We start from the raw sequence: 23537 nt of genomic DNA, 5'->3' as shown, positions 1-23537 counted from the left end.
TTATTATAGTTATTATGTTTAAAAAAATTCTAATAGCAGAAGATTTTCAAGATACAAATACAGGTATTGCAAACACATTATCAAACAAACTTAATATTTCAGAAATTCAAGAAGAACTATATTGTGATAAGGCTTATAATCGATTAAAATTTGCTCACCTCAATAACGAACCTTTTGAACTTTTAATTACAGACTTACACTTTAAAGAAAGCCATATAAGTCGTAAGCTTAGTTCAGGAAAAGAACTTATTAATGCTGTAAAATTAATACAACCATCAATAAAGATAATTGTGAACTCCATGGAAGATAACCCTTCTAAAATAAGGATGCTTTTTGAAGAACAAAAAATTGATGGCTATGTATGTAAAGGTCGTCATAGCCTCGATGAGTTAGCTGCAGCTTTAGTAGATATACACCTAAACAAAACGTATGTTTCTCCTCAAATAAATTTGACTGCATCGGATAATCTAGTTGAATTAGATGATTTCGATATTATTGTATTAAAAGAGCTTGCTGAAGGTTTAAGTAAAAAGGAAATCGCAATAAAATTTAAAAAATATAACATTACGCCAAGTAGTGAAAGTACCATAGATAAAAGAGTTAGCAAACTGTTCGATAATTTTGGAGCAAAAAACACAACACAACTTATTGCCATACTCACCCGAGATGGACTGATTTAAAATCATAAATATTTTCAAAAAAATTCAATCCCTTACAGAAATCTGTAAGGGATTGTGTTTTAATAGGTTTAGGTTTGAAAAAATTCAACTTAAAAAAATAGAAATGGGAAACACAATAGGTGAAATTTTAATTTCATATGACATAAATAAATTTCATACTGATATTAAAAAAAATATGATGTCTATAGGTTAAAAGGACAATTTTAAGTTTCAAGGTGAAAAAAAATTACTACTTACCTAACACAACTCTTTGGCATGCCAAAAAAAGTTCTAGTCAGGCAATTAAGGATTTGAAAGGTATTTGTGATGGTTTAAAAGTTGCTTTAGAAAAAGTTGTTGCTGTCAAAGCGAGCGAATTCTGTGGAATTTGATATCCCATTAAAAATTAAAAAAGTGACAAATCAAAGAAAGACTAGTAATGAAGCTACTGGTATTACGTTATCCCGAAGAACACTAAAAATATAAATTATAATTCATTTTAAAATAGAAATTATGGCAGTTAAACATACACCAACAAATGAAGTACATAAAGGAAGTAAAGGAGGAACTACAGGATGTGGTTTTAGTACTTCAGAAAACTCAAATCATTGGATAAACTCAAGCGATAGGATCACTTGCGATAAGAATGGTTGTAAAAATTAACTTTTCACAAATAATCAAATGAAATCCATTTAATAATATGAAATTATCAATCAATACGATCTTCTTTCTCCTTGTTTTCAACCTAGGAGTATCTCAGGACAAAAACAAGGAATTGAGCAATGCAGAAATATTTTCTTCACAAGCTGGTACTTTAATAGAAAAGGAATTCTTGGATATTGGAAATATAAATAATAATACCGAAATCAAAATTTTAAAAATAACTGATATGATTTCTGGTGATTCCATTAAGTCCTTAAGAATAACAACGGCTATAAAAGGATCTTATTCTACAGAAACTAAAATAGCACAGCTAGATTCAGATGAAATTGATGGTTTAATCAAATCCTTAATAATCATCAAATCTAAAGTGCTACAAACTAATGCCAAAAACTACACAGAAATTAGCTTTAAAAGTAGAAGCGGATTTGAATCAGGGTGTTATTGGAGTAAAAATGAATGGAAGACATATCTTCAAATTGAAAAATACAATAGAAAATCATTGGTCTTGCTAAAGGAGAGTGAATTCGAACTGTTTTTAGAATTATTAAACAAATCAAAAGCTCAAATGTAACTTCTTTATCATAATTGTATTATGCCAAAAACAAGAATCTTAATTAGATCGGATTTAAATATTAAATATATTATGCCTTTATTATTGGTTCTGTTTTTTTCTTCATTCAGCATGCCCTTAAACGAGGGAACCAACGTCTATATCTGCAAAGGAAAAAGTAGTAAAAAGTACCATTACAAAAAAGCATGTAGAGGACTATCTAATTGCTCTACAAAAACCTATCAAGTACCCTTAACCGAAGCCAGAGAAATGGGTAGAACCTTATGTGGTTGGGAAGATTAAAAAATATACTTCAACATTTTTACTCAAAAAAGAACTGCTTGTAACAGTTCTTTTTTGCATTACGGAAATCTGTAAGGTTTTGTCTTCCAAAGAGTTTAGGTTTGAATGACAAATTCAAAAATTATAGAAATCATGACTAATCCAAAATTTGAAATCAAGAAAAGTTCGAACGGTAAATTTTATTTCAATCTAAAATCAAAAGGTAATGGAGAGATTATAGCAACTAGCGAGATGTATAATTCAAAACAGAGTTGTAAAGATGGCATTGAAGCAGTAAAGAGAGATGCTCCTAACGCAGAAGTAATAGACTTATTAGGCAGTTACTAAAATGAGTTACCGTAAAGGATATTACAAAAAAGATGGAACTTATGTTCAAGGTCATTTTGTAAACAATGAAAAGGCAGATACAAAAATGAAAGGAAACAATAAAAAAGGTTGTTTAGGTGTATTTCTTGTAATACTGGTTGCAATTTTAAGTTTCTCCTGTTCTTCAGAATCCACTTGTGAATATAAAAAATGTTCAAATTTCTCATCGCAATCTGAAGCCCAATCAACCTTTGAAAGTGACAAAAATTGTTATTCAAACCTGGATAGAGATAATGATAATATTGCTTGTGAAAATTAAATAGATGTTTAAATGAATATATCAACAGAGTTAAAAAGTCATTTTTTAAGATTATACCTAATGGCTTTTGCAGACGACAATTTCGATGAACTAGAATTAAAGATGCTTTATAATTTCGCCAAAGAAAGAGGGCTTAGTAAAGCTCAATTAAATGAAATCTTACTAAACCCTTCACAGGAGTCTGTCATTCCGGAATCTTTAGACGAGAAAATTGAGTATCTATATGATTTAGCATTAATGATTTGGGCGGACCAAGTTGTTACTGAGGACGAAATAAATACTTTAAAAAAATACTGCAAAAAATTTAATTTTTTAGAGGAAAACATTGATGATATCTGTGAATTTCTTTTAGAAAATGCAAAAGAAAAAATCTCTTTATCAGAATTACTTACTAAAATGCAAGACTAATATGAGTGCTTTAAAAAATATATTCTCACTAAAAAAAAGTATTCCTCAGGAAATAGAAAAACCAAAAGAGGAAGATGTTAAAAAGATAAAACTTTCTTTTTTCGAAAGTGGCTATGGTTCATCAAAACAAGCATCGGGTAATCATACAATATTTAAGGCCTGTTTGCAAGATGTGTACATGGATTATAAAGGTAAATGTCGTGAAGATGAAAAGCTTCAGAAAGAATTAAAAGAACCTTACGTGCAAGAAAGAGGTAAGTATGAAATAGAATTAAAGAAAAGAAAAACAGTAAAGAGCATTATCGAAGAAGGTATTGCTACCTTGGAAAGTAAAATTTCAATTTTCAAAAGTGAAATATCCGAAGTAAAACACAATCCTGAAAAATTCGTAGAGGATGTTGACAAAAAGCCAAAAGCACAATTTTATCTTGGTTTGATTGTTTTGATTCCGATCACATTCTATCTATTAGTTTTCTATATATCAGCCTCTTATTCGGCATTTTTCAAAGCATTCGATACTGACCAACTTACTAACGCCATTTTTGATGCGAATGCTTTTAACAAAGCAATTGATGATGGCTGGTTAGAAGGTGTTTTTGTAGCTACCATTCCTTTTGCCTTTATGGGTTTGGGGTATTTGATACATATGTTTCAAAAACACAAAAACTGGATATCCTATGTTAAGATAGCAACTCTATTTATAGTCACTTTTATTTTTGACGCTATACTTGCCTATCAAATCGAAAAAAAGATTTATGATATTGAGAAGACGCTTAATTCTGCTGATTTTAATGTTCAAATAGCCTTTACAAAAGCCGAATTTTGGGGTATTATTTTTGCAGGTTTCGTAGTCTATATCATTTGGGGATTGGTATTTGATTTTATTATGAAAGAGTATGATAACTTTGATAAAATAAAAACTTTTATCAGATCTAGGAGAGAAGATATTAAAAACTGCGAACAAGAAATTATTTCACAGACAGAAAAATTAAACCCAATAAAAGAAGAAATTTCAGGAATTGAAGGGAAAATAAATGATTTACAAAGAACAATAGATGGCTTTGTGTTTTCTAACAAACACTATCTCACTTATCATGCAGAATATGTAAAAGGGTGGTTTTTAGGTATTGCTGATAATTTTGATGATTTAAAAAGAAAAGACCAATTACTTTCACTTTGCACCGCTCAAGAAAAAAAACACCTAGAAGACCATGATATTGCAGATGAAAGCTATGAAGGGCGCTTATATAAACTTGTAAATTAATCATATGAAAAAGAATTTCCAGTTCCTAACAATACTAATGTTCTTATCCTTTGTTATTGCTTCATGTAAAAATGAGCCTAAGGTTGAAGCGCTTATACATGAACATGATTTCCCCAAGGTATCTGCAAATGATAATCTAAATATTAGTATACTTTTAGATTTATCAGATAGAATAAATCCAGCGAAATATCCTTCCCCATCAATGGAGTTTTACCAAAGGGATATTGGATATTTAAAGTCAATTGCGGAGAATTTTGAAACTCATATTATGAATAAACGATTGATAAAAATAGACGATAAAATTCGGGTATTCATTGATCCTGAACCTTTTGACAAAACTTTAAACCAAAAACTGGAGGCTCTTAAAATCTCTTTTGACAAGAGTACCGTTTCTAAGGAAGCAATCTTAGCTACCTGTAAAAAATATGATAGTATTTCAACACTTATTTATGAAGCAGCAATCAAAGATGATCATTATGTTGGCTCTGATACTTGGGGGTTTTTCAAAAATAAGGTTGATGATTATTGCGTAGAAAATGGTTACAGAAATATTCTAGTGGTTTTAACGGATGGATATATCTATCATAAAGACGTTATAATAAGAGAAGGCAATAGAACTACCTACCTAACACCACAAGACAATAAAAGTTTTGGCTTCAACAAATCTGGTTGGAAAAAGAAATTTGATCAGCAAGATTATGGCTTTGTATCTGCAAATGAAAATCTTTCCAATTTAGAGGTTTTGGTTTTAGGCGTTAATCCGGATGATAAAAACCCTTATGAAGAAGATGTAATTAGAGCATATTGGAGCAAATGGTTAGTAGAAATGAAAGTTAAGAAATTCGAAATCAAACAAGCAGATTTACCTTCTAACATGGAAAAAGTGATTCGTGATTTTATTCTAAAGAAGTAACTATGTCATTCAGGTTTAATAAAAGAGTCAAAATAGCTAAAGGTTTAGGAATAAATATAAATAAATCTGGAATCACCCCTACCGTTAGAACTATAAAGGGTAGTGTAAGTTCAAAAGGTTACTCAATTAGAACAGGAATTCCAGGCTTAACATACCGCAAAACATTTTCCAAAGCCAAAAATAGTGGATGTTTAGTTATAGTGCTTTCCATGATATCAGTTGTTTTATTTTTAGTAGTGAAAGTAACATAACTCTACTATACTTAATTAACACTATTCATTGGGATAAATTAATCTTAACTTAAAAAACTAGATATGGAATACAAAGTAGTACCATTACAACCAAACTTAGGTTTGAAAGCATCTTCAGCGAAAGACGCATCAGATTATCTTGAAAAATTTATAAATCATTATGACATTCAAGGTTGGAGGTTTATTAGAGTAGAAGTTATTTCTGCCTATGTCTCTGGTGATAAAGGTTGTTTTGGTTTAGGAGCAACTTCAGGACATACAACAAATAAACAAATGGTAGTTTTTGAAAAAAAATGAGAGTAGTATTTTTATGGTTTATTAAAGCTTATTGGTTTTTAATTCCACCTCACAAAAGAAATAAGTGCATTTTTAGTGAGAGTTGCTCCCACTATGTCTTTAGAATTACTCAGAAACGAGGTCTAATAAAAGGCTTAGTTGCTCTAAATTTTAGATTTAAACATTGTAGACCTGGTTATTATATTATTAATGGTAAAGATGGAAAATTATTCATTTCTTCACGAAATAAAGTTTTTGATTTAACGGAAATTAGTGAAAACGTTTTGGAAATGAAAAATAAAACCAGCCCATTTGAATGTTCCAATAATTAAACCATTTTATGAACATCATCAATGATTAAATTTTCTTGCTTGCAACAATTAAGAGTAACCCTTAATTAAAAGTTAAAAATAAGACAATGAAAATATTTTTATATCCAGCAATACTTCTTACACTAATTAGCTGCAAACAGAATAAAATTGAACAAAAGGCAACAGAATCAGTTCAAAACGGGGGAATTACCAAGGTAAATCAAACCTACAAAAACACAAAAACATCAATTGAAACTATAGAAGTTTCGACTAGAGAGAAACCTTATAAAATAATATTTAGTGAAAAATTAGTTTCACGATATACTGTCGAAAGTAGAAACGAAGTGAAATCTAAAGCCTTAGTCAGAAAGTTGTCCGAATATACAACCAAAGAATTGGAAGAATTACCAGATTTCATAAGACTTAATTTAGCTATTGTTGTCCCATATAATATAAACAAAGAGGGCTTGATCAATACTATGAAATCAATAGTTAACCAAGAATCAAAATTAAATAGTGACATTGATGAAATTGTGATTTTTGCTTATGATGACAAAAAAGACCTAAACAATGGTGGCGGTTTTTATACGTTTGGAAAACTATTTTGGGGGCCTAATGGAAAATCTGGAAACGTAACGCCAACAATAGCAAAAGAAAATTTTCGAAATGTCTATCAATTCGAGATAGATATTAAAGAAAAAGTTGGAAATATTAAAAAGACAGATTTACCATCAAAATGGGAATTAGACATTTACAATACGATAATGGCAGAAGAAAATATAGGAATGGAAGAAGATAAATTGAACAAAATGACAATGGAAAAATTCAATATTAAAACCACAAAAGAACTTGATGCTATTTGGTTAAAGGTAGCAGCGTACAAAAATTAACCGTTGCAAACATGGTTAAGTCAAGTAGAAGATAAAGTGCTGTCTTCATCGGTTTTTTCGTGTTTTAGAATTCTACCAAATCATTCCAATTTGAATTGAAATATTCTATGCTTTGGTTCAATGTATAGATATAATTAAACATTTTCTTGACTACCTTATTTCAAAATAAATTCAAAATAAACAGGCAAATGGTCCGATAGCTTTCTTGCTTTATCGAGATTTTCACAAACTCTTACAAAATCTATAACTTTACTTGCTAGTTTAGTTATCTCTTGAGAATAAAAAATATTGTCAATGGCATGGTTTAGATACTCACTCTGGCCACAAGTTCTCTTTAGAGTTGTTTTCTTGTTTGATACCGCAGCTTTGAAACCACTTTTTTTTAAGTCGTTAAAAACAGCTTTACTCTGATCTATGTTAAAATCTCCAGCAATCAGTATTGAAGAATTCGAAGAGTATTTAACATATTCTGTTAGTGCTTTTATTTCACTTTCAGGGTCTTTATCAAAGGGTTTTGAGTGAAAATTAAGTACGGTAAATTTCTTTTTACCCATATAAAAATCTAATAAAAAAGGTTCTCTATCTATTAGAGAATCTAGCTCTTTTATTAATCTACCTCTATTTTTTATTTTAATAAGCTTTGTTTTCCAGACAAACGCATATCGCTCTGTTGCATACTTTGAACTGTTAGTAGGATTACTAATCACATAATCCCACTTATTTCCTTTTCTATTTAATATCGCTGTCAATTTTGCAACTGCTTGCGCCCCACCATAACCTGAGACAACTTCTTGTATTGCAATAATATCCACCTTATGAAGAATCTCAGCGATTATATCTAATTCCTCACTACTTTTTGTTTGTCCAAAATCTCTAATATTCCATGACATCAAACTTATTTTATCATTCTGTGAAAGTCCCTCAAAGGCGATGAAAATAAGAAATATAAGGAGTATTTTTTTTAGCATGCTCTTTTATTTAAGCCTTAAAAATAGATAAAAAGAAGTCATTAACATTACGTGAATCCATAATACAAGAACAACTTTCTAAACAGAAAAAAAGCTTTCTAATCAATTTGAGTCGAATAACCCTTTTAATTAGCTCAATTAATATTCATATTTGAGCTGAATATTACAATTAATCGGCTCATGAAGTACAATTGGCAACGGAAGAATTGGTAGGGCGATTTCCGAAAAAGCATTATCACAAAACTTCCAGAGACCAATATTATTAAGCTTATCAAGAACTATTGAACAAGATAAGAAAGCATATTATAATGCATTACAATCAGCACAGCGTTCTAATGAAATTACACCTTGGATAAACTGTTTTAAAAGCTCAAATTCAGACAGAGAAAGAAATTGAATTCACCTTAAAAAAAGCCAAACTGTTTGACCATTATGAGAAGGCAATCAATGAACGCCAATTAAAAATTATTCGAAGAATGTTAGAAGAAGGTCCTGATGGGTTTGAAGGTGGAATGAATGCAACAAAATACATAGGAATAACAGGAACATCAAAAGCTACTGCAACAAGAGATTTACAAAACTTGGTTGAACAAAATATTTATATTCCGATTGGTGGCGGAAGAAGTTCACGCTATCAAATTAATTTAAAAAGCTTTTAGTTAAAAAACATCTTAATTCTTTTCTTATAGAACTGAAAGATCTATGCAAAAGTTATAGAACAAAAAATCGGTGAAGATATGGACGTCCTTAAAACTAAACTTGAGGTCAAAAAACCACATCTTTCGATTGTACATTAAAACAAGAATAGCCCATTTCATTCGGGTGATTCGCTACGTCAAGATTTAGGTAGAGATCATACTTAGGTTTTTCTTATTTGAATCGATTTACGTCTAATATTTAAATTCATCATCGTCATAAACTTTTTGATTAAAGCGAAATATAAGTTCTTCTAAAAATCGTGCTTTACTATCTTTCCTTGTTTTAATTTCGGAATAGGTTTTATAGATATTATCCAATCGAATATTAAACAACTCTTCAAAGGCCGCTGCTATACTTTTAATATCTTCCTTCCCATCATTTACGACAGAGCAGGAATACAAGGCGTATATTAATTCTGTTAGTGCTGTTTTAGAAGCACTCCAAACCAGGGCTTTCTTAGGCTTACCAAAATTCATTGCGGTATGTCTTTGAAGATTCAATTGCTGAATCAAACTTTGCAAATAATTAATAAATGAATTCATACCATTTATACGAGCCCACAGCATGTCATGAGAAGTAAAGAAATTGGGATCTAAGTATAAGGTTTCTGGAAGAGAATAGGTTGGAAAAACAGAATTTTTACGTACAAAATACAACCGATCCATGTAGGTAAGTTTTTGTTCCATATAATGTACAAAATCCCAATTTCTACTAAAAAACTTGTTGATTTGTCTAATTTTCTTTTTCAAAAATGAGAGTTGGTATTCAAGTCCAATTTTAGGAAGCATCAATTCACAAGACCTAATTTCATTAAAATAAATAAGATAGCTCAATGGTTGTACTTTTATTTCCTTGAAAAAATGAATTTCACTCTCTTCTGAATTAAAGGAATCCTCTTTTAGGTTGTTTCTAAGAAGGTATAAAGTGTTATTGCATAAGTGTATGCCTTCATTGGCGTTTTCCAAACCGATTTTATCTACAGCTTGAATCTTTTTCAGCTTTCTATTAAATTCAAACATCTCATTTTCAAACATGGCATACTTCTTTATATCAATATAGAGTTCAATAGAAATAAGAAGTTCAAGTTTGCAATTACTTCACATTTCTTTTTTAAATCCTGCTACTATTTTTAATAGATGTTTTACTTATAAAGTTCCTATCAATTCCATCGGAAAGTTATCCGCAGCTTGGACGTAAGCAATCTTGGGAATGACGAGGGCACCTAACTTTCTTTTTTCAAAAGAAGCACTTATACCAAATTCAATACTTGGACTTCCCAAATCCCCTGCTCTTTTCAGTGTTTGAAATAATAATTGCCTATAAATTTGGAACGCATTTGCATAGTGATAATCCATTCCTATGAATGCAGGAACATAAATTTTTCCTTTATTTTTGTAACAAAACATAACTCCTACAGGGTCCACATGATGAACATCTGTCACTTCGGGATTCAAATAAAGCGTTAAGAATTCCCAATTTGCATGCGCTGCCATATTCTTTACTATTTTTTGTGGTAATAAAAATAAATTCAAAGCCGTATTTCGGACAGCAACATTGTTATAGAGCTCATAAAAGCATGCCAATTGTCTGTCATCTGGATAGGTTACTGTTTTAATTGTAAAACACTTTTCATAAGGCTGAATATCTTTATAAAAATGTTTTCTTGACCTTCGTGATAACTTTTGAACATAGGATTCACTATTTTCCCATCTGAAGTTCGTAATCACACAAGAATCCGGCATAGTCACTTTAATAAAGCCCTGTTCATGGAATAAGACATTTGTAGCTTTATCGAATTCAAAATCTCTCAATACAATTATTTTCGCCTCCAACTTGGAACCAAGCGCTTCCACAAGTTTCAATAGTTCTTTCCAAGCCAACGGCCATAAACCATTGGTTTTATCTACATAACAATGTTGCCCTTCGGTAAAGGAAGAACCCATACTTAGAACATATGACGTAAGGTAATAATGATCTTTTTTACGCCTTTCTTCTATTTTTTTAGATACTGCCTCAGAAGCTAACATATCGTCCTTCCAAAGGGAATAAGTAAAAAATGTAGCCAGTATTGGGCTTTGATTCAGGTCTCGAAGAATGAAATAATGAAATTTCCAATTATGTTCTAACGCTTTGTTCCCCTTAAAAGTCTCTTCCAAAAAAAGTAATCCATCCCAATCAAATACTCCATGATCTCCATGTAACATATTCCATTCGTCTTTAGGAATATCTAGAATAGTCGTATGGTAATCGGCCACTACTGAAGATGGAGAAGCTGTCACTTGGCTTTCCTTAATTTCTGGCAAGTTAAACGCTCGATGCACTTTAGCAAGGCTTGTGGAGGTTTCTTTTAAAGCCTTGGGGTAATGAAAGCTCATTGCCTCTACTAGCTTTTTGATTTCAGCTTTTTTATTATGCCTGGAAATGGTAATTCGAACCCCTGTATTTTTGACAGGTACCGCTGGAAATATACCCAAATTCACAAAAAAACCTTCATTCATCAATCGGTTCACAAAATTGTATCCTGTAACAGGCATCCCTGTACCCAAATAAAATACGGGGGAATGATTTCGTTCTATTAAAGGTAAATCAGTCGCTGCCAACAAGTCATTAAAATAAGTAATACGTTCCTGTAAATCTGTTTGAAGGTCATAGATTTCAGAAGATAAATGAATAGTTGCGGAAGCAATAGCTGCGGCCACTGAAGCAGGTTCTAGTTGTGCAGAAAAAGTTAAAGGGCCTCCAAAATTCTTGATTTTAGCATATCTTTTTTTGTTTGAACACACTAATACAGCACCGCTAGCTCCAAAGGTTTTACTCAAGGTTCCAAAAACCAACACATGTTCGGGCAAGTCTTTCAATTGGTTCATAACAAAACCTGTCCCATTTTTTCCAGACCAACTCATCCCATGGACATCATCAAAATAAAGATGTAATGCTGGGTATTTTGTGCTCAACAGAAGCAATTCTTTTACTGGTGACACATCTCCGTACATGGAGTATACGCCATCTGCACAGTACCAAATTCGTTTGTATTTAGAGGCTAAAGTTTTAACCTTGTCCTCTAGCATTTGTAGGTGATTATGTCGAATCATTTCAACAGGAATACTTCTTGTTTTCAAAATACGTGCTGCATTTTGAACGCTCCAATGTACTTGATGATCTAAAATAATAGCATCACCATCTTCCACAATACTCGGAATTACCCCCATATGCCCTAGTGTACTATTCTTCGTAATAATAATAGGGGTTTTATCATACATTTGAACTAGCTGGGCTTCCAAGGTTTTATACAACGGGTTTGATATATACGTTTTAGACAGCGGAAATTGTGTTCCATACTTTAAGATAGCTTCTATAGCAGCTTTCTTTAATCGCTTATCTTGTTCCAACCCAAGGTAACCAGTAGTTCCGAAGTGGTACAATTTTTTTTGATTTACTTTTATTTTTCTCCCGTTGAAGAAATCATCTTCTGCATACAAATGCAATATTCCGTGACGTTTTGCTGCACTGAATACCTCATCAACAGTATCTAAAAAATTATTATGTTTTATTTTAGCCATAGGATAGTGACTTTATAGTGTTTCTCTTTGAACCAAGCTATAAAATTTATGGGTTCCTGCATTACCTCAAGCTTTATTTGAATTGAAGTTCTCCTTATCGGACAAGAGATCCTCCGTATCAGATAAGTTTTGAGCTTTGAGTTTTAAAAAATCCACCTAAATTGAAGACTACTTATAATTTTCATTTAATTTAGTAGGTAATATCTTGATATTATGCAACATCAGACTAAACATGCGGAATTTTGGTTTGCTCATGATCTTCTTTTTATAAAGTACAAACAAGACATTAGCATCACAGGAGCCATTGCTCTTCAGATAGTTAAAGATCGGATACAAATCCAAAAAGGACTTGCATATTGTATTTGCTGTGACGTTCGTGGTGTTAAGAGAATAGACAAACCTGCCAGAAATTATTTGGCGTATGAAGGCGCTGCCTTGTGCAAAGCCGTAGCCTTCCTTGTGGACTATCCATTATCCCAAATGCTTTCTGATTTTTATATAAGAACTAGTCGTCCTCCTATACCTATGAAAATATGTATGACTATGGAAGAAGCCTTAACCTATTTAGAATTGTATAAATACGTATAGAAGTTTATTTACACTGCTGGCTATAACTCAAAGCTACTTATGTAAAAAATTAAAACTTCTATCCACTAAAGATTAGAAGATGCTATGTCTGATTTTAACAAGAAAAATAGAATTCAACAAATACAAAATGCGCTTATTGAAATAGCGAATGGAAATTTTTATTACCAACTGGAAATTAGTGAATTAAATGACGAGTTAGACACCTTAGCGATGACTGTGAATATGACTTTGGAAGAAATCAAAACTAGGTTTATTTATGATGGTTTTGCGAATGTCAATGAAAGTTATATGCAACTGGTACAAATGTATTTTGTTTTAAATATTCAAGATCAAATCATTCTTTATAACATTGGTATAAAAAAAATTTTGGGGTATTCCCGAATAGAATTAAAGGATGTAACTTTTAGTGCTCTACTCAACAAGCCTTCCCAAAAAATATGGCAAAATTTTTTAAAAAAATCGAACAGTAAAAAAAATCCATATAAAGAAAAAGACCTACTCTTAGTTTTTCGCACCAAGATTGGCATGGTGATCAAAATCAATTGTCTAATAGGGCGACATTTCGACGTTAAAAATGATAGGGATATCTTTTTAATTACTGCCGTTGAAATTGCAAAAAGAAGTAAAAAAAGGAAACTACGTCTTCAACAAAAAGTTCGTAGAAGAGGTCAAAAAGCGATAAGCAATGTTGCCAACAACCTTAAGCCAAAAGTGCATTTGAGTACTCAAGATATTTCAAAAATTCGTTCCGTACATCAATATCTTTTAACCCACCTAGAACAACAGACACCGTCACTTGTCGATTTGGCTCATATGGCAGGGACTAATGAACACAAGTTAAAAGTTGGTTTTAAAAAAATGTATGGAGAAACTGTTTTTCGTTTTCTATTACAAGAACGCTTACGCAGAGCTAGCATACTCATTCAACATTCCGACCTGCCATTAAAAGAAATTGCTTATTTAGTTGGCTTTAAGAGTATTCCCCATTTTAGCCGTTCTTTTAAGGAAAAATTCGGTTATACCCCGAGAAGTTTTAGGAAGGCTAATTTTTCAAACTCCTCTTCAAATTCAAAGTAGATACTCCTTTTAAGTCAATTTTCCCTCCTGATAAAATAATTATAAATCTCGAATTTTATAGCATTTAATATCAAACCCCATCAAATGCTATGAAAACTCAACAGAAATACCGCATCCTTTTCTTAAGTATTAGTTGCAACCTATTGATTTTATTATTTGTATATGCCGCAATAAGTAAGGTATTGGAATATTCCACTTTTAAACTCCAGCTAGGTCAATCTCCAATTTTAACTGCCCATAGTGATTGGTTGGTTTGGTTTGTTCCTCTTATTGAAATGCTCACCGTTATATGCTTGGTTCAATCTAATTTTCGAAAACTTGGCCTTTACGCCTCCCTTTCCCTAATGACATTTTTCACTACTTATATCATACTTATATTAGTTTTCAGCCCATATATTCCATGTTCTTGTGGAGGTATTCTAAGCACCATGGGATGGCATGCACACTTGGTTTTTAACAGTAGCTTTCTACTCTTAATTATTTACACAATTTACCTACATTCTTCTCTCCCTAATTTAAAACTAAAATCCAATGAAACTACCTAAAAAAACAAGTCAATTAATTGCATTAACTATAGTCCTTAGTAGTGGCATAATGCTCATTCTATTTGCGTACTCTGATCATATTATCCACAAACGGAACAGCTTTAAACGCTTGTTTCCTTCACATCCGATTCTATTTGCTCATCAATTGGATTTAAAACTTAATTCTTTTTATTTCGCAGGACATGGTAAACAATCCGTTTACCTCAGTAATCTTACGGCACCTTTATATCTAGTTCAAGCAGACTTACCCAATCTAGACACGACCGTTATTCGATTAAGAACCAACCTACCTAAAACTAATTTACTTCGTTCTCAAACAAAACTTGCCATTTTGCCTCCTAATTTTTACGTGTTGGATGGTGTCACCCCTAGAATTTTACAAGGAACATTGGACACCGGTATAGCCTCTTCCGTTCTAGAGCAACCTACTTATTTTAGCACAGCCACACCTGTAGATAAGCAAGAAATAGCAATTCGAGCGGTAAGCACTAAAACACACGAATATGAACTCGGAAAAATTACCCTAAATCCATACAAAACAACCTTGACTTCCGGTATTATAACCGCACAAAAAGAAGGTATTTTTAGTAAAGACGGAATACTGCATTTTAATCAACAACGGAAACAGCTGATTTATACGTACCGCTATCGCAATGAATATCTTATCGTCGATAATGAGCTATTAAAATGGAAAATTGGACACACTATTGATACCAATAAAATTGCCAAAATCGGCATAAACACCAGCAACGAAAAGACCCTTCAAAAAATGAATACACCACCTTTAGTGACCAACAAATTTAGCGCTACCTATGGAGATTACCTGTTTGTATGCTCCAATTTAATGGCGCAAAATGAAAAACGAGACCGTTTTAAAAACAATGATGTTATCGACGTGTATCATTTGGAAAAACAAACCTATGAATTCAGTTTCTATATTCCGAATTACATAGGCAACCCCGTCAATGACTTTACGGTTACCTCCATGGGTTTGGTCGCCTTACACCACCACTATATTGTGATTTATCAAATGGCACCTAAGCTTTTCCCCTTTATAACTAAGACAAAAAAGATTGAACATACTATGGCCATAGTACAGGAAGAAAGGGCTACAAACCTGTATAAAGAAAACAAGCCTTTAAGTTTAACTAAAAATTAAAAACAATGAGAAAAATGAAAATAGTATTTCCAGTAGCAATAATGGCATTAGCTACAGGATTAGCCCTCGCTTCGGCTAACACATCAGAAGAAGCTATTTCGGGAAAATTTATTCAACTTCCTGGTGAATGTAGAGCCGTTCCTGAGGCTGCATGCGGTAATGGCGATGCGATTTGCACCTATGAAGGACAACAAGTCTATGGGATTCAAAACGATGCTAATCCCACACAATGCACTTTTGAATTAAGAAAAAGTCTATAGAAATAAGTGCATTAAAAACTGGCAGGTCTTTCCTGCCAGTTTCATTTAACTAAAAAAACTAATGAGAAAAGTAATGTTAGTGGCTGTCCAAACTATCAATCTCAACTATGGGTAACGTCGCATCTGAAATCACCAAAACTTTAAATTCTTTTTTTGTTTTTTCAAGGGTAAAACCTTGCATGCTAAGAACTTTTTTAATCTCTTTAAAATTACTCAAATCAACATCTATAACGGGTACATCGATTGTTTTAGTCATTCCTGTTTCATTAATAATAGGTATTACCGAACCTAAATAAGGTGCCGTCATATGAAATATAGCGTTAAGGTATCTATTTACCGTAATGTTTCTGGCACCCATTCTCGTATGCCAATCCCCCAATACTTCAGCCTCTCCCCCATTCGAGGCCATTTGTGCTTTTGCCTCATCACTGAGCACAACACTCCAATAAGGGAGTACCCGGGTATCTACTCTTCCTTTATAACCAAAAAAGGTTTCAAGGTCATGTTGCATGATCGCCATTAAAGATTCTCGTTTGGTCAATCGTGGAGGAACTAACAAACTATACCAAAAATAATTTTTCCTAGGAATGGAATAACTAAAGTCTGTAAACTTCGTACTGTCCCTTAGCTCATAAATGGCCTGGTTATAGGTAGTATCGACATAACAATCCTCAAAATTATAGATCCTTCCCAAATACGCCAACTTATAGAAATCAAGTAAAGAACCTACTCCTTCCAATTTCCCAAAATAACTATACTGATCCACTGAAGAGGGCAGTATTGGCCCCGTAACAGATTCATTATTAAATGCGGCAATAAGCGAACGGTATAGAAAATCATCACTTTTACCCCCATTATTATCAACCAAAAAATCTTTATGGTAATCATAAGCATAGGGATGTTCTGATGCCTGCTTGAGTCCTTCAACAGATACATCTTCAGAGCGAAAAGGTCTTCCTTCTAAAAAAGCCGCTATCCAATTCTCATTTACACTAGAAGTTACCGCTTGCACCATACCTCGATCATCAATCCATACCACGGTTGGCGCATACCATGCTTTAAACTGTCGATATAAATCCATATCATAAACAGCTGGTAAAGACAGCTTCTTGACCAAAGTAGAACGCTCAAAAATAGCCCGCATCGTATCTTCTTCAACCTCGGGTATCACGTGCACTTTATCATTCACCCCTCCTATTGTAAAAATTTCCAATCGGTCCTCATATTTTTTCCTAAGAGCATCCATTGCATCAAATTGGGTATAGGAACCTGAACAATAGCGATGCCAAAACCAAAGGAGTACATGCTTTCCACGCAGATCCTTGGCTCCGATCTCTTTCACCTTGTAATGCTCTATATTTTTTAAATGAAATTCAGGAATAGGTTGTCCTATTCTGGGATACCCTCGCTCATCCGTTGTCTCCTGGCCATACCCTAGACTATAAAGAACCAAACTTATAAGGAAAAATAGTTGATGATTCTGTGTTAAAATACTTAATGTTTTAAATGGATTAGTAGCCTTCATTAGGTATTAAATTAGGGTTACTTAATATTTCTTGTTCTGGAATAGGAAATAAGCTATCACTACTTTGCCAGTTCTCCTTAAAACTCCCCAACACCTCATCAGCCTCCTGCCAACGATTTAAATCCATCCAACGATGTCCCCACTCCGTGAATAATTCTTTTCTTCGTGCTGTTTTAATAGCCGTCAAAATGGCGGCTCCAGACTCGGTAGCAATGGGTAAACCAGCTCGCAAACGTAGGGTATTCAAATCCTCTAAAGCACTTGTTCTATCTCCTGTATGATAGTTTGCTTCTGCCCGTATTAAATACAATTCTGCTAATCGAAGTACCACACTATATTCGGTAGCTTCACCTGTTGTAATTTGAACTTTGTATTTATAAGGGTAATAGAATGTCGCTGCATCACTTTCAAATGCACCAAACCAATTAGACTGACGTTTGTCCTCAACATCAAAAATACCGAAGAGGGTCTCATCTAAATACACTGGATTTATATAACTACTAATAGGCGACTCTGAAAGAATAAATAAATTTCCTTCATTCGTATAGCCATAATTAGGCTCTAAATGCCAGACAACTTCGGTACTGTTTTTTAAAAATACCTGATCCAATTCTTCTTCCAAAGCATATGTACTGTTATTGCTTATGACAGCTGATGCGAACAGAGCCGCTTTATCCCATTGCTCCGTATACAAATAGACCCTAGCGAGCAAGGCATATGCTACACTTTTATTACAGTATTGACGCGTATCTGTTCGGTAGGTTTCCTCTAGGCATCCAATCGCCTCTAAAAGATCTGTCTCCATTTGAGCAACCACCAATGCACTATCGGTGCGAGTAGCTAAGGCATTTTCTGTATAATCCGTACTTAAAATAAGGGGTATATCTCCATAAAGGTGCACCAAATAAAAATAACAAAATGTCCGAATAACTTGAAGTTCCCCCTGGTATTGCAAGGCCAATGTTTCGTTTACTACGGTCGTATTTTCTAAACCTTCTAAAGCGGCATTTGTTGCATAGATAATGCTGTACAAACTAGACCAAAGCGTATAATTCATTCCATTAGAAGTGAGAATTTCATTATCTCTAAATTGCCCTAAGGTGGGACTATAAGGGCTAGCGACTAATTCATCTGCCGCTAATCCTGCGAGTACCGTTACCGAGCTTTGGCTTCCCCCTGCAAAACTATTTAAGTTGGCCAATTGCTGATAAATACCATCGATGGCGGCTTCAGTCAACGTTGCACTTTCGAATATATCTTCACTAACGATACTCGAGTTTGAAGAATCGATGGCGACATATTCCTCACAGCCTGTTATCAACGTGCCGACTATTCCTAGGTAAAAAAGAAGTTGTAATTTATATAGTGTATTCATAGTTATTTTTTATAAGGTTAATTGCACTCCTAAAGTGAAAGTGCGAAGTGGAGGAAGCGTTGCTAAGCTTCCTGAGTTATTGGCAGGATTCCATCCTTTATCTTTAGTTCCAGTCCATAAATTTTGCCCATGGAAAAATATTCGACACTGTTGAATAAAAGCGTCCGATACTTTTCTCAGAGGCAGTTGATACGAAAGACTAGCCGTTTTAAGTCGTAGGTAAGAACTATCTATAATAGAAAGATCACTCTGAGCTATTCTACTATAAGGAGTATAACTATTGTAAGAAGAAAACTGTTGTACATCCGTAATATCTCCAGGGTTTTGCCATCGCTCTAACACCACTGGTGATTGATTTCCACCAATGATACCAAGCCTTCCTGGGGCAGTTTCAAAACTTACCAAATGATTTCTTCCCAGTTGCTTGACATATTCCAAAAGAAAATCAAAATGGAAGTTACCCCAATCAAACGTATTTTGAAATCCTCCATAATACTGCCTGTTCATATCTTTGGTGATGATTTTATCGTCAATAGAAAAAGAACCATCTTCATTCACATCCTTAACTTCGTAAAATCCCGTTTCTGAATTCACGCCCAAGCTTTCATATAAGCGTGTACTATTTAAAGAAGTTCCTACCTGATAGGTATTCGCATACGATGATTGTGCGATATTGGGAAAGTCGATAAGCTCATTTTTTGGTAATGATAAATTGAAACTTGTCCTCCATTCAAAATCATTTGTTTTTATATTTTGACTCGTAAATTCCAACTCCCATCCTCTATTTTCCACGGTAGCATTTTGATTCGCTTGTATGGAAGTAAACCCCGTTATTGCAGGCAAATAATAGCCTACCAATTGATTGGAACTGCGGTTGCGATACCAAGATGCATTCACCAGAATCCGATCTTTAAAAAAGCCTAAAGACATAGCCAGCTCTAGTTTTTTATTCACTTCCCAAGAATACGTAGGACTCCCCAACTGGGAAGGATATAAACCTCCATCAATTGTGGCTTCATAACTATTGTAGTACCCATAATCCGCAATCTGATCGCTTCCTGTAGTGCCATAACTTCCTCTCAATTTTCCAAAACTTACCAAAGGGAGGTGCTGCTTTAGAAATTTTGCTTCAGAAAATATCCATGCGACTCCTACAGCTCCAAAATTGGCGAAACGATTCTTTGGTGCAAAACGAGAAGAACCATCCCGACGTCCTGTTAGGTTGAGTAGATACTTTCCTTCCCAGTTTAAGCCTATTCTTCCGAATACAGCTTGGTATTTGTAGGGAATTTTTTCATCCACGCTAACATATACATTTTCAGCCATGGCTAGATTTCCGATCAAGTTTTCTTCTGCATAGCCATCGGAAGAACCTACCAAATGGGTATTTTCGGAATCTTGAAGGGTTATCCCTACCACGGCATCAAGACCTAATTTTTCTCTTTTCTGAGAAAATAGAAGCTGAGGCTCTAGTGTATAGGATTGTCGGGTAGTTACATCCCGGGAGGAACTATTGGTTACATATTGCCAAACTGTAGGGTTATAAGCGCTTAAGGGATCTATTCGTAAAGTTTCACTATTTAAACGTGTAAAACCCAAGTTGGTCTTTAGCTGAAAGCCTTTAAAAAATGAGTATGAAATACTAGCATTGGCCATTAAAGTATAGCTATCAATATTTTGCTTCCTACGCATATGGCTTAGTGGGTTGGTCCAGGTAGAATCTTCCCAATTTAAATCTCCCTCTGAGGTATATAATTCAGGGGCATTAGGTGCTAACATTACGGTAGTTTGAGGAATTTCTCCTCCATAAAACAAATCATTTGCATCCACGCCATATGTGGTTGAAAAATTCAAATGAAACTTTTGATCTTTGGAATGATGTCCTAAGTTTATAAACCCATTCGTTTTTTGATACCCAAAATCTCCAGGAAATACGGTTGTTTCTTTATAAAAAGCACCTCCCAACACAAAACTGGTTTGCCGGGACCCTCCAGAAAAGGAAAGCTGTGTGTTTGTAGTATATACCGTTTCTCCCATCAGTTCTTCTTGCCAGTTCACATCTCGACTAGAATCCCAAGCTACCAAATCAGGGGCATTACTCAAAGAGGGAACTACACCATCATTTTGTAAGGCTTCCGTACGCATTTCTATGTATTGATCGGTATGCAATACATCAATGGTGTTGGACAGCTGCCCAAGACCAGTATATAATTGCACTTCCATTTTTGTTTTTCCAGCTTTTCCTTTTTTTGTGGTAACCAATACTACCCCATTGGCACCTCTGGATCCATAAATAGCTGTAGCATCAGCATCTTTAAGAATTTCAATACTTTCAATTTGAGAGAGACCTAAAGTACTTAGCGGATCCATGCCGAGTGCTAAAAGTCCACTTCCACTAATTGGAGCAGAATTTATCGGTACACCGTCGATAATATACAAAGGATAATTCCCATCACTCCGCAAACTATTCTGTCCACGTATTTGAATTACGGGAGCACTCCCCGCTACACCTGTTGGTTTATTTACCACCACTCCTGCCATTCTGCCTTGAAGGGTTTCTAAAGGGCTTACCAAAGGTTGCAAGGCTATTTCCGCAGCAGTCACCTTCGTAATATTCCCTGTTTGTTCTCTTTCCTTCACCGTATAATATCCGGCATTAACCTCGACTTCGAGAAGTGCGGTAACTTCATGAAGTAATTGAACATCAATTACTTTTTGAGATCCTATTCGTATTTCCACGGGAGTATAACCTACATAAGAAAACACCAAAGTATCTTGAGGTAGAGCATCAATGCTATAATGTCCATCGAAGTCCGCTACAGTACCTTCTAAATTTCCTTTGATGAAAATAGTCACTTCCGGGAGTACACCTAGTTCATCTGTTACGGTACCTGAAATAAGTATTTTGTTTTGAGCAAGTTGTTGTTTGGTTTGAATAAAATTTGGAGCACTATATCCCAAAAGAGTATATAGTATAGTAAGTAAACATGCCTTTACATGATTTTTTTTCATAATTTTGAATTAAGTTAATTAGTATATTGACTTAAGGCTTCCTATACGCCGCTGTAAAAGTGTATTAGGAGGCTTTTTTAGTGCTACATTTTAGTTCTTCATAGGCTGGTTGTTTTAGGTTTTTTATAATTTAAATTTTGGCATTGCTTCTCTATTAGCGCTATTGACAGTATTCCAGTTGTTACTAGAAAGATCAAAAGGCTTTGAAAAGCATAAAATCAATACGCTTTTAAAGGGGATTTGTCCGGATACAAAAAAAAAGATTGAATCGTAAGTTGTGAGCTAAAAGAGTTTAACAAAATCCGGAAAAGGAATGGCGGTAATCTCACAACAAAATAGTTTATATCGGGTTCTTGGGTTTTTTCATGAAGAGAATATCAAACACTGTACACACCAACATAAAAAAATGCTGAACAGAATTTTGAAGTGCCAAAATACCCAATGTGTGTTTCATACCGCTTTGATTGAAAGAATCAAGTGCAACACTTCCTAAAACAAAACAACGCTAAGAACAAGATGAATAAACCTTTTGGAAATAAAAAAGGCATGGAACTCAGCTTATTGACCTTGAGGTACTGGTATACCTTGCAACAATAAGTGAGCCCACGCCAATAGACGTGAGCATCTTACTTATCCTCTCGTTGCAAAAATTACCAGTTTTCAAAGTCGAGATTCAAAGCGAATGCTTCTATTTTTTTCTTTTAGAAGAATCGCAAATTTAATATTACTAAAGCTAAAATAACAAAAAAAATTTAGTAAGCCAAATGGCTTACTGTTTTTTTAATCATTTTTACAAAATTGCACCATGTCCAGACTTTCAGATAATGATATCATTTTAGCAAATAAAATTGCAGACAGAATTAAAGCTTTACGTATCCAATGTACAGGAGACAAACAAGCTGATTTTGTGAAAAAATTTAATGTTGACAAACAAGATATTAGTCGTTGGGAGAATCATCTAAAAAAAGATAGAAAAACAGGTAAAATGAAAGGTAGAGGAATTACTATTTATACTATTCAAAATTTTTGTAATTTGATTGGAATAACTTTAGAAATATTTTTTAAAGATTCTTCTTTTGATAATGAAAATTAATAAAAAAATCACTCCTAAAAAATTTCAGAATTACCAGTAACTCTGCAAATAATCAACCTTATGTTATCAATTGCAATAGTTTTTTTATACCACTAATGCCAGAGATCTTTAATGAATGGCTATAAAAATATTGTAAATTATATTTTTTTTGTTCTAGTATTACTGGCCAAGGCATCTCTTCCGAACCTTTACCTAGCAAATTCACCATGGCTTTTTCCACCACTTTACCAGAAACAGCGCCAACAATTCTTGCTATTAGCTTAGAATTATTTTTAGTAATCCATTAATTATACATCTAGCAGCTTCTTTATTTAAAATCTCATTCATTATCTATATTAAAATAAGCATCTTACCCCTAATATTCTTTAAAATTTTTTATTTCAAAAACTTGCATAGGTTTTTGAAATAAAAAATTATAGTCATTATTTTAAGCAACCGTCTGACAATAGACCACACTACGAAGTACCTTCCCTATTCTTAATTCCGATGTATTATTTTAAATAATTCTTGCTATTCTAATGCTTTAACCCTGCTAAGCATAATCTAATCGTTTCAAATATTAC

At 33.6% G+C, this 23537-nt stretch carries 26 protein-coding genes; 20 read left to right on the top strand and 6 right to left on the bottom strand.

Annotated features, from left to right (window positions below; all coding sequences use genetic code 11):
- Positions 1-14: 14 nt before the first annotated feature.
- The 13 genes from KO500_RS17105 (at position 15) to KO500_RS17045 (ending at position 7113) form a co-directional block, all read left to right on the top strand.
- Entirely contained in the window at positions 15-680 is a 666-nt protein-coding gene (locus tag KO500_RS17105; RefSeq protein ID WP_215957778.1) for a DNA-binding response regulator, read from the top strand.
- Positions 681-1172: 492 nt separating this feature from the next.
- Entirely contained in the window at positions 1173-1322 is a 150-nt protein-coding gene (locus tag KO500_RS17100) for a hypothetical protein (protein ID WP_215957777.1), read from the top strand.
- A gap of 37 nt (positions 1323-1359) precedes the next feature.
- Complete coding sequence (locus KO500_RS17095) at positions 1360-1893, top strand: hypothetical protein (protein ID WP_215957776.1); 534 nt, start codon at positions 1360-1362, stop codon at positions 1891-1893.
- A gap of 72 nt (positions 1894-1965) precedes the next feature.
- On the top strand, positions 1966-2175 hold the full coding sequence (locus KO500_RS17090) for a hypothetical protein (RefSeq protein WP_215957817.1): 210 nt from the start codon (positions 1966-1968) through the stop codon (positions 2173-2175).
- Between the two features lie 132 nt (positions 2176-2307).
- Positions 2308-2502: a YegP family protein gene (locus KO500_RS17085; protein ID WP_215957775.1), complete on the top strand. Its 195-nt coding sequence runs from the start codon at positions 2308-2310 to the stop codon at positions 2500-2502.
- 1 nt (position 2503) lies between these two features.
- Entirely contained in the window at positions 2504-2800 is a 297-nt protein-coding gene (locus KO500_RS17080; protein WP_252732614.1) for an excalibur calcium-binding domain-containing protein, read from the top strand.
- A gap of 12 nt (positions 2801-2812) precedes the next feature.
- Positions 2813-3208, top strand: coding sequence for a hypothetical protein (locus KO500_RS17075; RefSeq protein WP_215957774.1), 396 nt, complete (start codon positions 2813-2815; stop codon positions 3206-3208).
- Position 3209: 1 nt separating this feature from the next.
- On the top strand, positions 3210-4472 hold the full coding sequence (locus KO500_RS17070) for an ABC transporter permease (protein ID WP_215957773.1): 1263 nt from the start codon (positions 3210-3212) through the stop codon (positions 4470-4472).
- Positions 4473-4476: 4 nt separating this feature from the next.
- Positions 4477-5385 (top strand): hypothetical protein, encoded by a 909-nt coding sequence (locus KO500_RS17065; RefSeq protein ID WP_215957772.1) that lies wholly within the window; start codon positions 4477-4479, stop codon positions 5383-5385.
- Between the two features lie 2 nt (positions 5386-5387).
- Complete coding sequence (locus KO500_RS17060) at positions 5388-5636, top strand: DUF4236 domain-containing protein (protein WP_215957771.1); 249 nt, start codon at positions 5388-5390, stop codon at positions 5634-5636.
- Positions 5637-5699: 63 nt separating this feature from the next.
- The gene (locus KO500_RS17055) at positions 5700-5933 is read left to right on the top strand and encodes a DUF4177 domain-containing protein (RefSeq protein ID WP_215957770.1); all 234 of its coding nucleotides are present in this window, start codon (positions 5700-5702) and stop codon (positions 5931-5933) included.
- Positions 5930-6244, top strand: coding sequence for a membrane protein insertion efficiency factor YidD (gene yidD, locus KO500_RS17605; RefSeq protein WP_215957769.1), 315 nt, complete (start codon positions 5930-5932; stop codon positions 6242-6244). The genes KO500_RS17055 and yidD overlap by 4 nt, the downstream gene beginning before the upstream one ends.
- Before the next feature lie 86 nt (positions 6245-6330).
- Entirely contained in the window at positions 6331-7113 is a 783-nt protein-coding gene (locus KO500_RS17045) for a hypothetical protein (protein ID WP_215957768.1), read from the top strand.
- Between the two features lie 155 nt (positions 7114-7268).
- Here KO500_RS17045 and KO500_RS17040 read toward each other — a convergent pair whose 3' ends face one another.
- Positions 7269-8081 (bottom strand): endonuclease/exonuclease/phosphatase family protein, encoded by an 813-nt coding sequence (locus tag KO500_RS17040; RefSeq protein WP_215957767.1) that lies wholly within the window; start codon positions 8079-8081, stop codon positions 7269-7271.
- Between the two features lie 476 nt (positions 8082-8557).
- Here KO500_RS17040 and KO500_RS17035 point away from each other — a divergent pair, with 476 nt between their 5' ends.
- Positions 8558-8740: a hypothetical protein gene (locus KO500_RS17035; RefSeq protein WP_215957766.1), complete on the top strand. Its 183-nt coding sequence runs from the start codon at positions 8558-8560 to the stop codon at positions 8738-8740.
- A 231-nt stretch (positions 8741-8971) separates the two neighbouring features.
- On the opposite strand, the gene KO500_RS17030 is transcribed toward KO500_RS17035, so the two are convergent.
- Both KO500_RS17030 and KO500_RS17025 read right to left on the bottom strand, forming a co-directional pair.
- Positions 8972-9814: an RteC domain-containing protein gene (locus tag KO500_RS17030; protein ID WP_215957765.1), complete on the bottom strand. Its 843-nt coding sequence runs from the start codon at positions 9812-9814 to the stop codon at positions 8972-8974.
- A gap of 111 nt (positions 9815-9925) precedes the next feature.
- A complete protein-coding gene (locus KO500_RS17025) occupies positions 9926-12340 on the bottom strand; it encodes an aminotransferase class I/II-fold pyridoxal phosphate-dependent enzyme (RefSeq protein WP_215957764.1) in 2415 nt (804 codons plus the stop codon).
- A gap of 213 nt (positions 12341-12553) precedes the next feature.
- Between KO500_RS17025 and KO500_RS17020 the strand changes: the two genes are divergently transcribed.
- From KO500_RS17020 to KO500_RS17005, 5 genes are all read left to right on the top strand, one after another.
- On the top strand, positions 12554-12928 hold the full coding sequence (locus tag KO500_RS17020; protein ID WP_215957763.1) for a DUF7793 family protein: 375 nt from the start codon (positions 12554-12556) through the stop codon (positions 12926-12928).
- Between the two features lie 84 nt (positions 12929-13012).
- Positions 13013-14005, top strand: a complete 993-nt coding sequence (locus KO500_RS17015; RefSeq protein WP_215957762.1) for a helix-turn-helix domain-containing protein — start codon at positions 13013-13015, stop codon at positions 14003-14005.
- 89 nt (positions 14006-14094) lie between these two features.
- Positions 14095-14550, top strand: coding sequence for a MauE/DoxX family redox-associated membrane protein (locus tag KO500_RS17600; RefSeq protein WP_354668449.1), 456 nt, complete (start codon positions 14095-14097; stop codon positions 14548-14550).
- The gene (locus tag KO500_RS17010; RefSeq protein WP_215957761.1) at positions 14537-15709 is read left to right on the top strand and encodes a hypothetical protein; all 1173 of its coding nucleotides are present in this window, start codon (positions 14537-14539) and stop codon (positions 15707-15709) included. The genes KO500_RS17600 and KO500_RS17010 overlap by 14 nt, the downstream gene beginning before the upstream one ends.
- Before the next feature lie 5 nt (positions 15710-15714).
- On the top strand, positions 15715-15969 hold the full coding sequence (locus tag KO500_RS17005) for a DUF6520 family protein (RefSeq protein WP_215957760.1): 255 nt from the start codon (positions 15715-15717) through the stop codon (positions 15967-15969).
- Positions 15970-16045: 76 nt separating this feature from the next.
- Here the strand turns inward: KO500_RS17005 and KO500_RS17000 are convergent, their stop codons facing one another.
- The 3 genes from KO500_RS17000 to KO500_RS16990 are packed head-to-tail and all read right to left on the bottom strand — an operon-like array spanning position 16046 to position 21881.
- Positions 16046-17494 (bottom strand): TlpA family protein disulfide reductase, encoded by a 1449-nt coding sequence (locus KO500_RS17000; protein WP_215957759.1) that lies wholly within the window; start codon positions 17492-17494, stop codon positions 16046-16048.
- A complete protein-coding gene (locus KO500_RS16995) occupies positions 17481-18869 on the bottom strand; it encodes a RagB/SusD family nutrient uptake outer membrane protein (protein ID WP_215957758.1) in 1389 nt (462 codons plus the stop codon). The genes KO500_RS17000 and KO500_RS16995 overlap by 14 nt, the downstream gene beginning before the upstream one ends.
- 9 nt (positions 18870-18878) lie before the next feature.
- Positions 18879-21881 (bottom strand): SusC/RagA family TonB-linked outer membrane protein, encoded by a 3003-nt coding sequence (locus KO500_RS16990; protein ID WP_215957757.1) that lies wholly within the window; start codon positions 21879-21881, stop codon positions 18879-18881.
- Between the two features lie 805 nt (positions 21882-22686).
- Between KO500_RS16990 and KO500_RS16985 the strand changes: the two genes are divergently transcribed.
- Positions 22687-22974 carry a helix-turn-helix domain-containing protein gene (locus KO500_RS16985; protein ID WP_215957756.1) on the top strand — a complete coding sequence of 96 codons (288 nt, stop codon included), beginning with the start codon at positions 22687-22689 and terminating at the stop codon, positions 22972-22974.
- The last annotated feature ends 563 nt before the right edge of the window (positions 22975-23537 follow it).

Source organism: Cellulophaga baltica (genome assembly GCF_018861125.1).
Lineage (GTDB): Bacteria > Bacteroidota > Bacteroidia > Flavobacteriales > Flavobacteriaceae > Cellulophaga > Cellulophaga baltica_A.
Note: the sequence above shows the minus strand (reverse complement) of the source record. Positions and strands in the feature narration are given on the sequence as shown.

Coding starts and splice junctions, on each gene's coding strand:
- KO500_RS17105 (WP_215957778.1), top strand. CDS start 15: ATGTTTAAAAAAATTCTAATAGCAGAAGATTTTCAAGATACAAATACA.
- KO500_RS17100 (WP_215957777.1), top strand. CDS start 1,173: ATGGCAGTTAAACATACACCAACAAATGAAGTACATAAAGGAAGTAAA.
- KO500_RS17095 (WP_215957776.1), top strand. CDS start 1,360: ATGAAATTATCAATCAATACGATCTTCTTTCTCCTTGTTTTCAACCTA.
- KO500_RS17090 (WP_215957817.1), top strand. CDS start 1,966: ATGCCTTTATTATTGGTTCTGTTTTTTTCTTCATTCAGCATGCCCTTA.
- KO500_RS17085 (WP_215957775.1), top strand. CDS start 2,308: ATGACTAATCCAAAATTTGAAATCAAGAAAAGTTCGAACGGTAAATTT.
- KO500_RS17080 (WP_252732614.1), top strand. CDS start 2,504: ATGAGTTACCGTAAAGGATATTACAAAAAAGATGGAACTTATGTTCAA.
- KO500_RS17075 (WP_215957774.1), top strand. CDS start 2,813: ATGAATATATCAACAGAGTTAAAAAGTCATTTTTTAAGATTATACCTA.
- KO500_RS17070 (WP_215957773.1), top strand. CDS start 3,210: ATGAGTGCTTTAAAAAATATATTCTCACTAAAAAAAAGTATTCCTCAG.
- KO500_RS17065 (WP_215957772.1), top strand. CDS start 4,477: ATGAAAAAGAATTTCCAGTTCCTAACAATACTAATGTTCTTATCCTTT.
- KO500_RS17060 (WP_215957771.1), top strand. CDS start 5,388: ATGTCATTCAGGTTTAATAAAAGAGTCAAAATAGCTAAAGGTTTAGGA.
- KO500_RS17055 (WP_215957770.1), top strand. CDS start 5,700: ATGGAATACAAAGTAGTACCATTACAACCAAACTTAGGTTTGAAAGCA.
- yidD (WP_215957769.1), top strand. CDS start 5,930: ATGAGAGTAGTATTTTTATGGTTTATTAAAGCTTATTGGTTTTTAATT.
- KO500_RS17045 (WP_215957768.1), top strand. CDS start 6,331: ATGAAAATATTTTTATATCCAGCAATACTTCTTACACTAATTAGCTGC.
- KO500_RS17040 (WP_215957767.1), bottom strand. CDS start 8,081: ATGCTAAAAAAAATACTCCTTATATTTCTTATTTTCATCGCCTTTGAG.
- KO500_RS17035 (WP_215957766.1), top strand. CDS start 8,558: ATGTTAGAAGAAGGTCCTGATGGGTTTGAAGGTGGAATGAATGCAACA.
- KO500_RS17030 (WP_215957765.1), bottom strand. CDS start 9,814: ATGTTTGAAAATGAGATGTTTGAATTTAATAGAAAGCTGAAAAAGATT.
- KO500_RS17025 (WP_215957764.1), bottom strand. CDS start 12,340: ATGGCTAAAATAAAACATAATAATTTTTTAGATACTGTTGATGAGGTA.
- KO500_RS17020 (WP_215957763.1), top strand. CDS start 12,554: ATGCAACATCAGACTAAACATGCGGAATTTTGGTTTGCTCATGATCTT.
- KO500_RS17015 (WP_215957762.1), top strand. CDS start 13,013: ATGTCTGATTTTAACAAGAAAAATAGAATTCAACAAATACAAAATGCG.
- KO500_RS17600 (WP_354668449.1), top strand. CDS start 14,095: ATGAAAACTCAACAGAAATACCGCATCCTTTTCTTAAGTATTAGTTGC.
- KO500_RS17010 (WP_215957761.1), top strand. CDS start 14,537: ATGAAACTACCTAAAAAAACAAGTCAATTAATTGCATTAACTATAGTC.
- KO500_RS17005 (WP_215957760.1), top strand. CDS start 15,715: ATGAGAAAAATGAAAATAGTATTTCCAGTAGCAATAATGGCATTAGCT.
- KO500_RS17000 (WP_215957759.1), bottom strand. CDS start 17,494: ATGAAGGCTACTAATCCATTTAAAACATTAAGTATTTTAACACAGAAT.
- KO500_RS16995 (WP_215957758.1), bottom strand. CDS start 18,869: ATGAATACACTATATAAATTACAACTTCTTTTTTACCTAGGAATAGTC.
- KO500_RS16990 (WP_215957757.1), bottom strand. CDS start 21,881: ATGAAAAAAAATCATGTAAAGGCATGTTTACTTACTATACTATATACT.
- KO500_RS16985 (WP_215957756.1), top strand. CDS start 22,687: ATGTCCAGACTTTCAGATAATGATATCATTTTAGCAAATAAAATTGCA.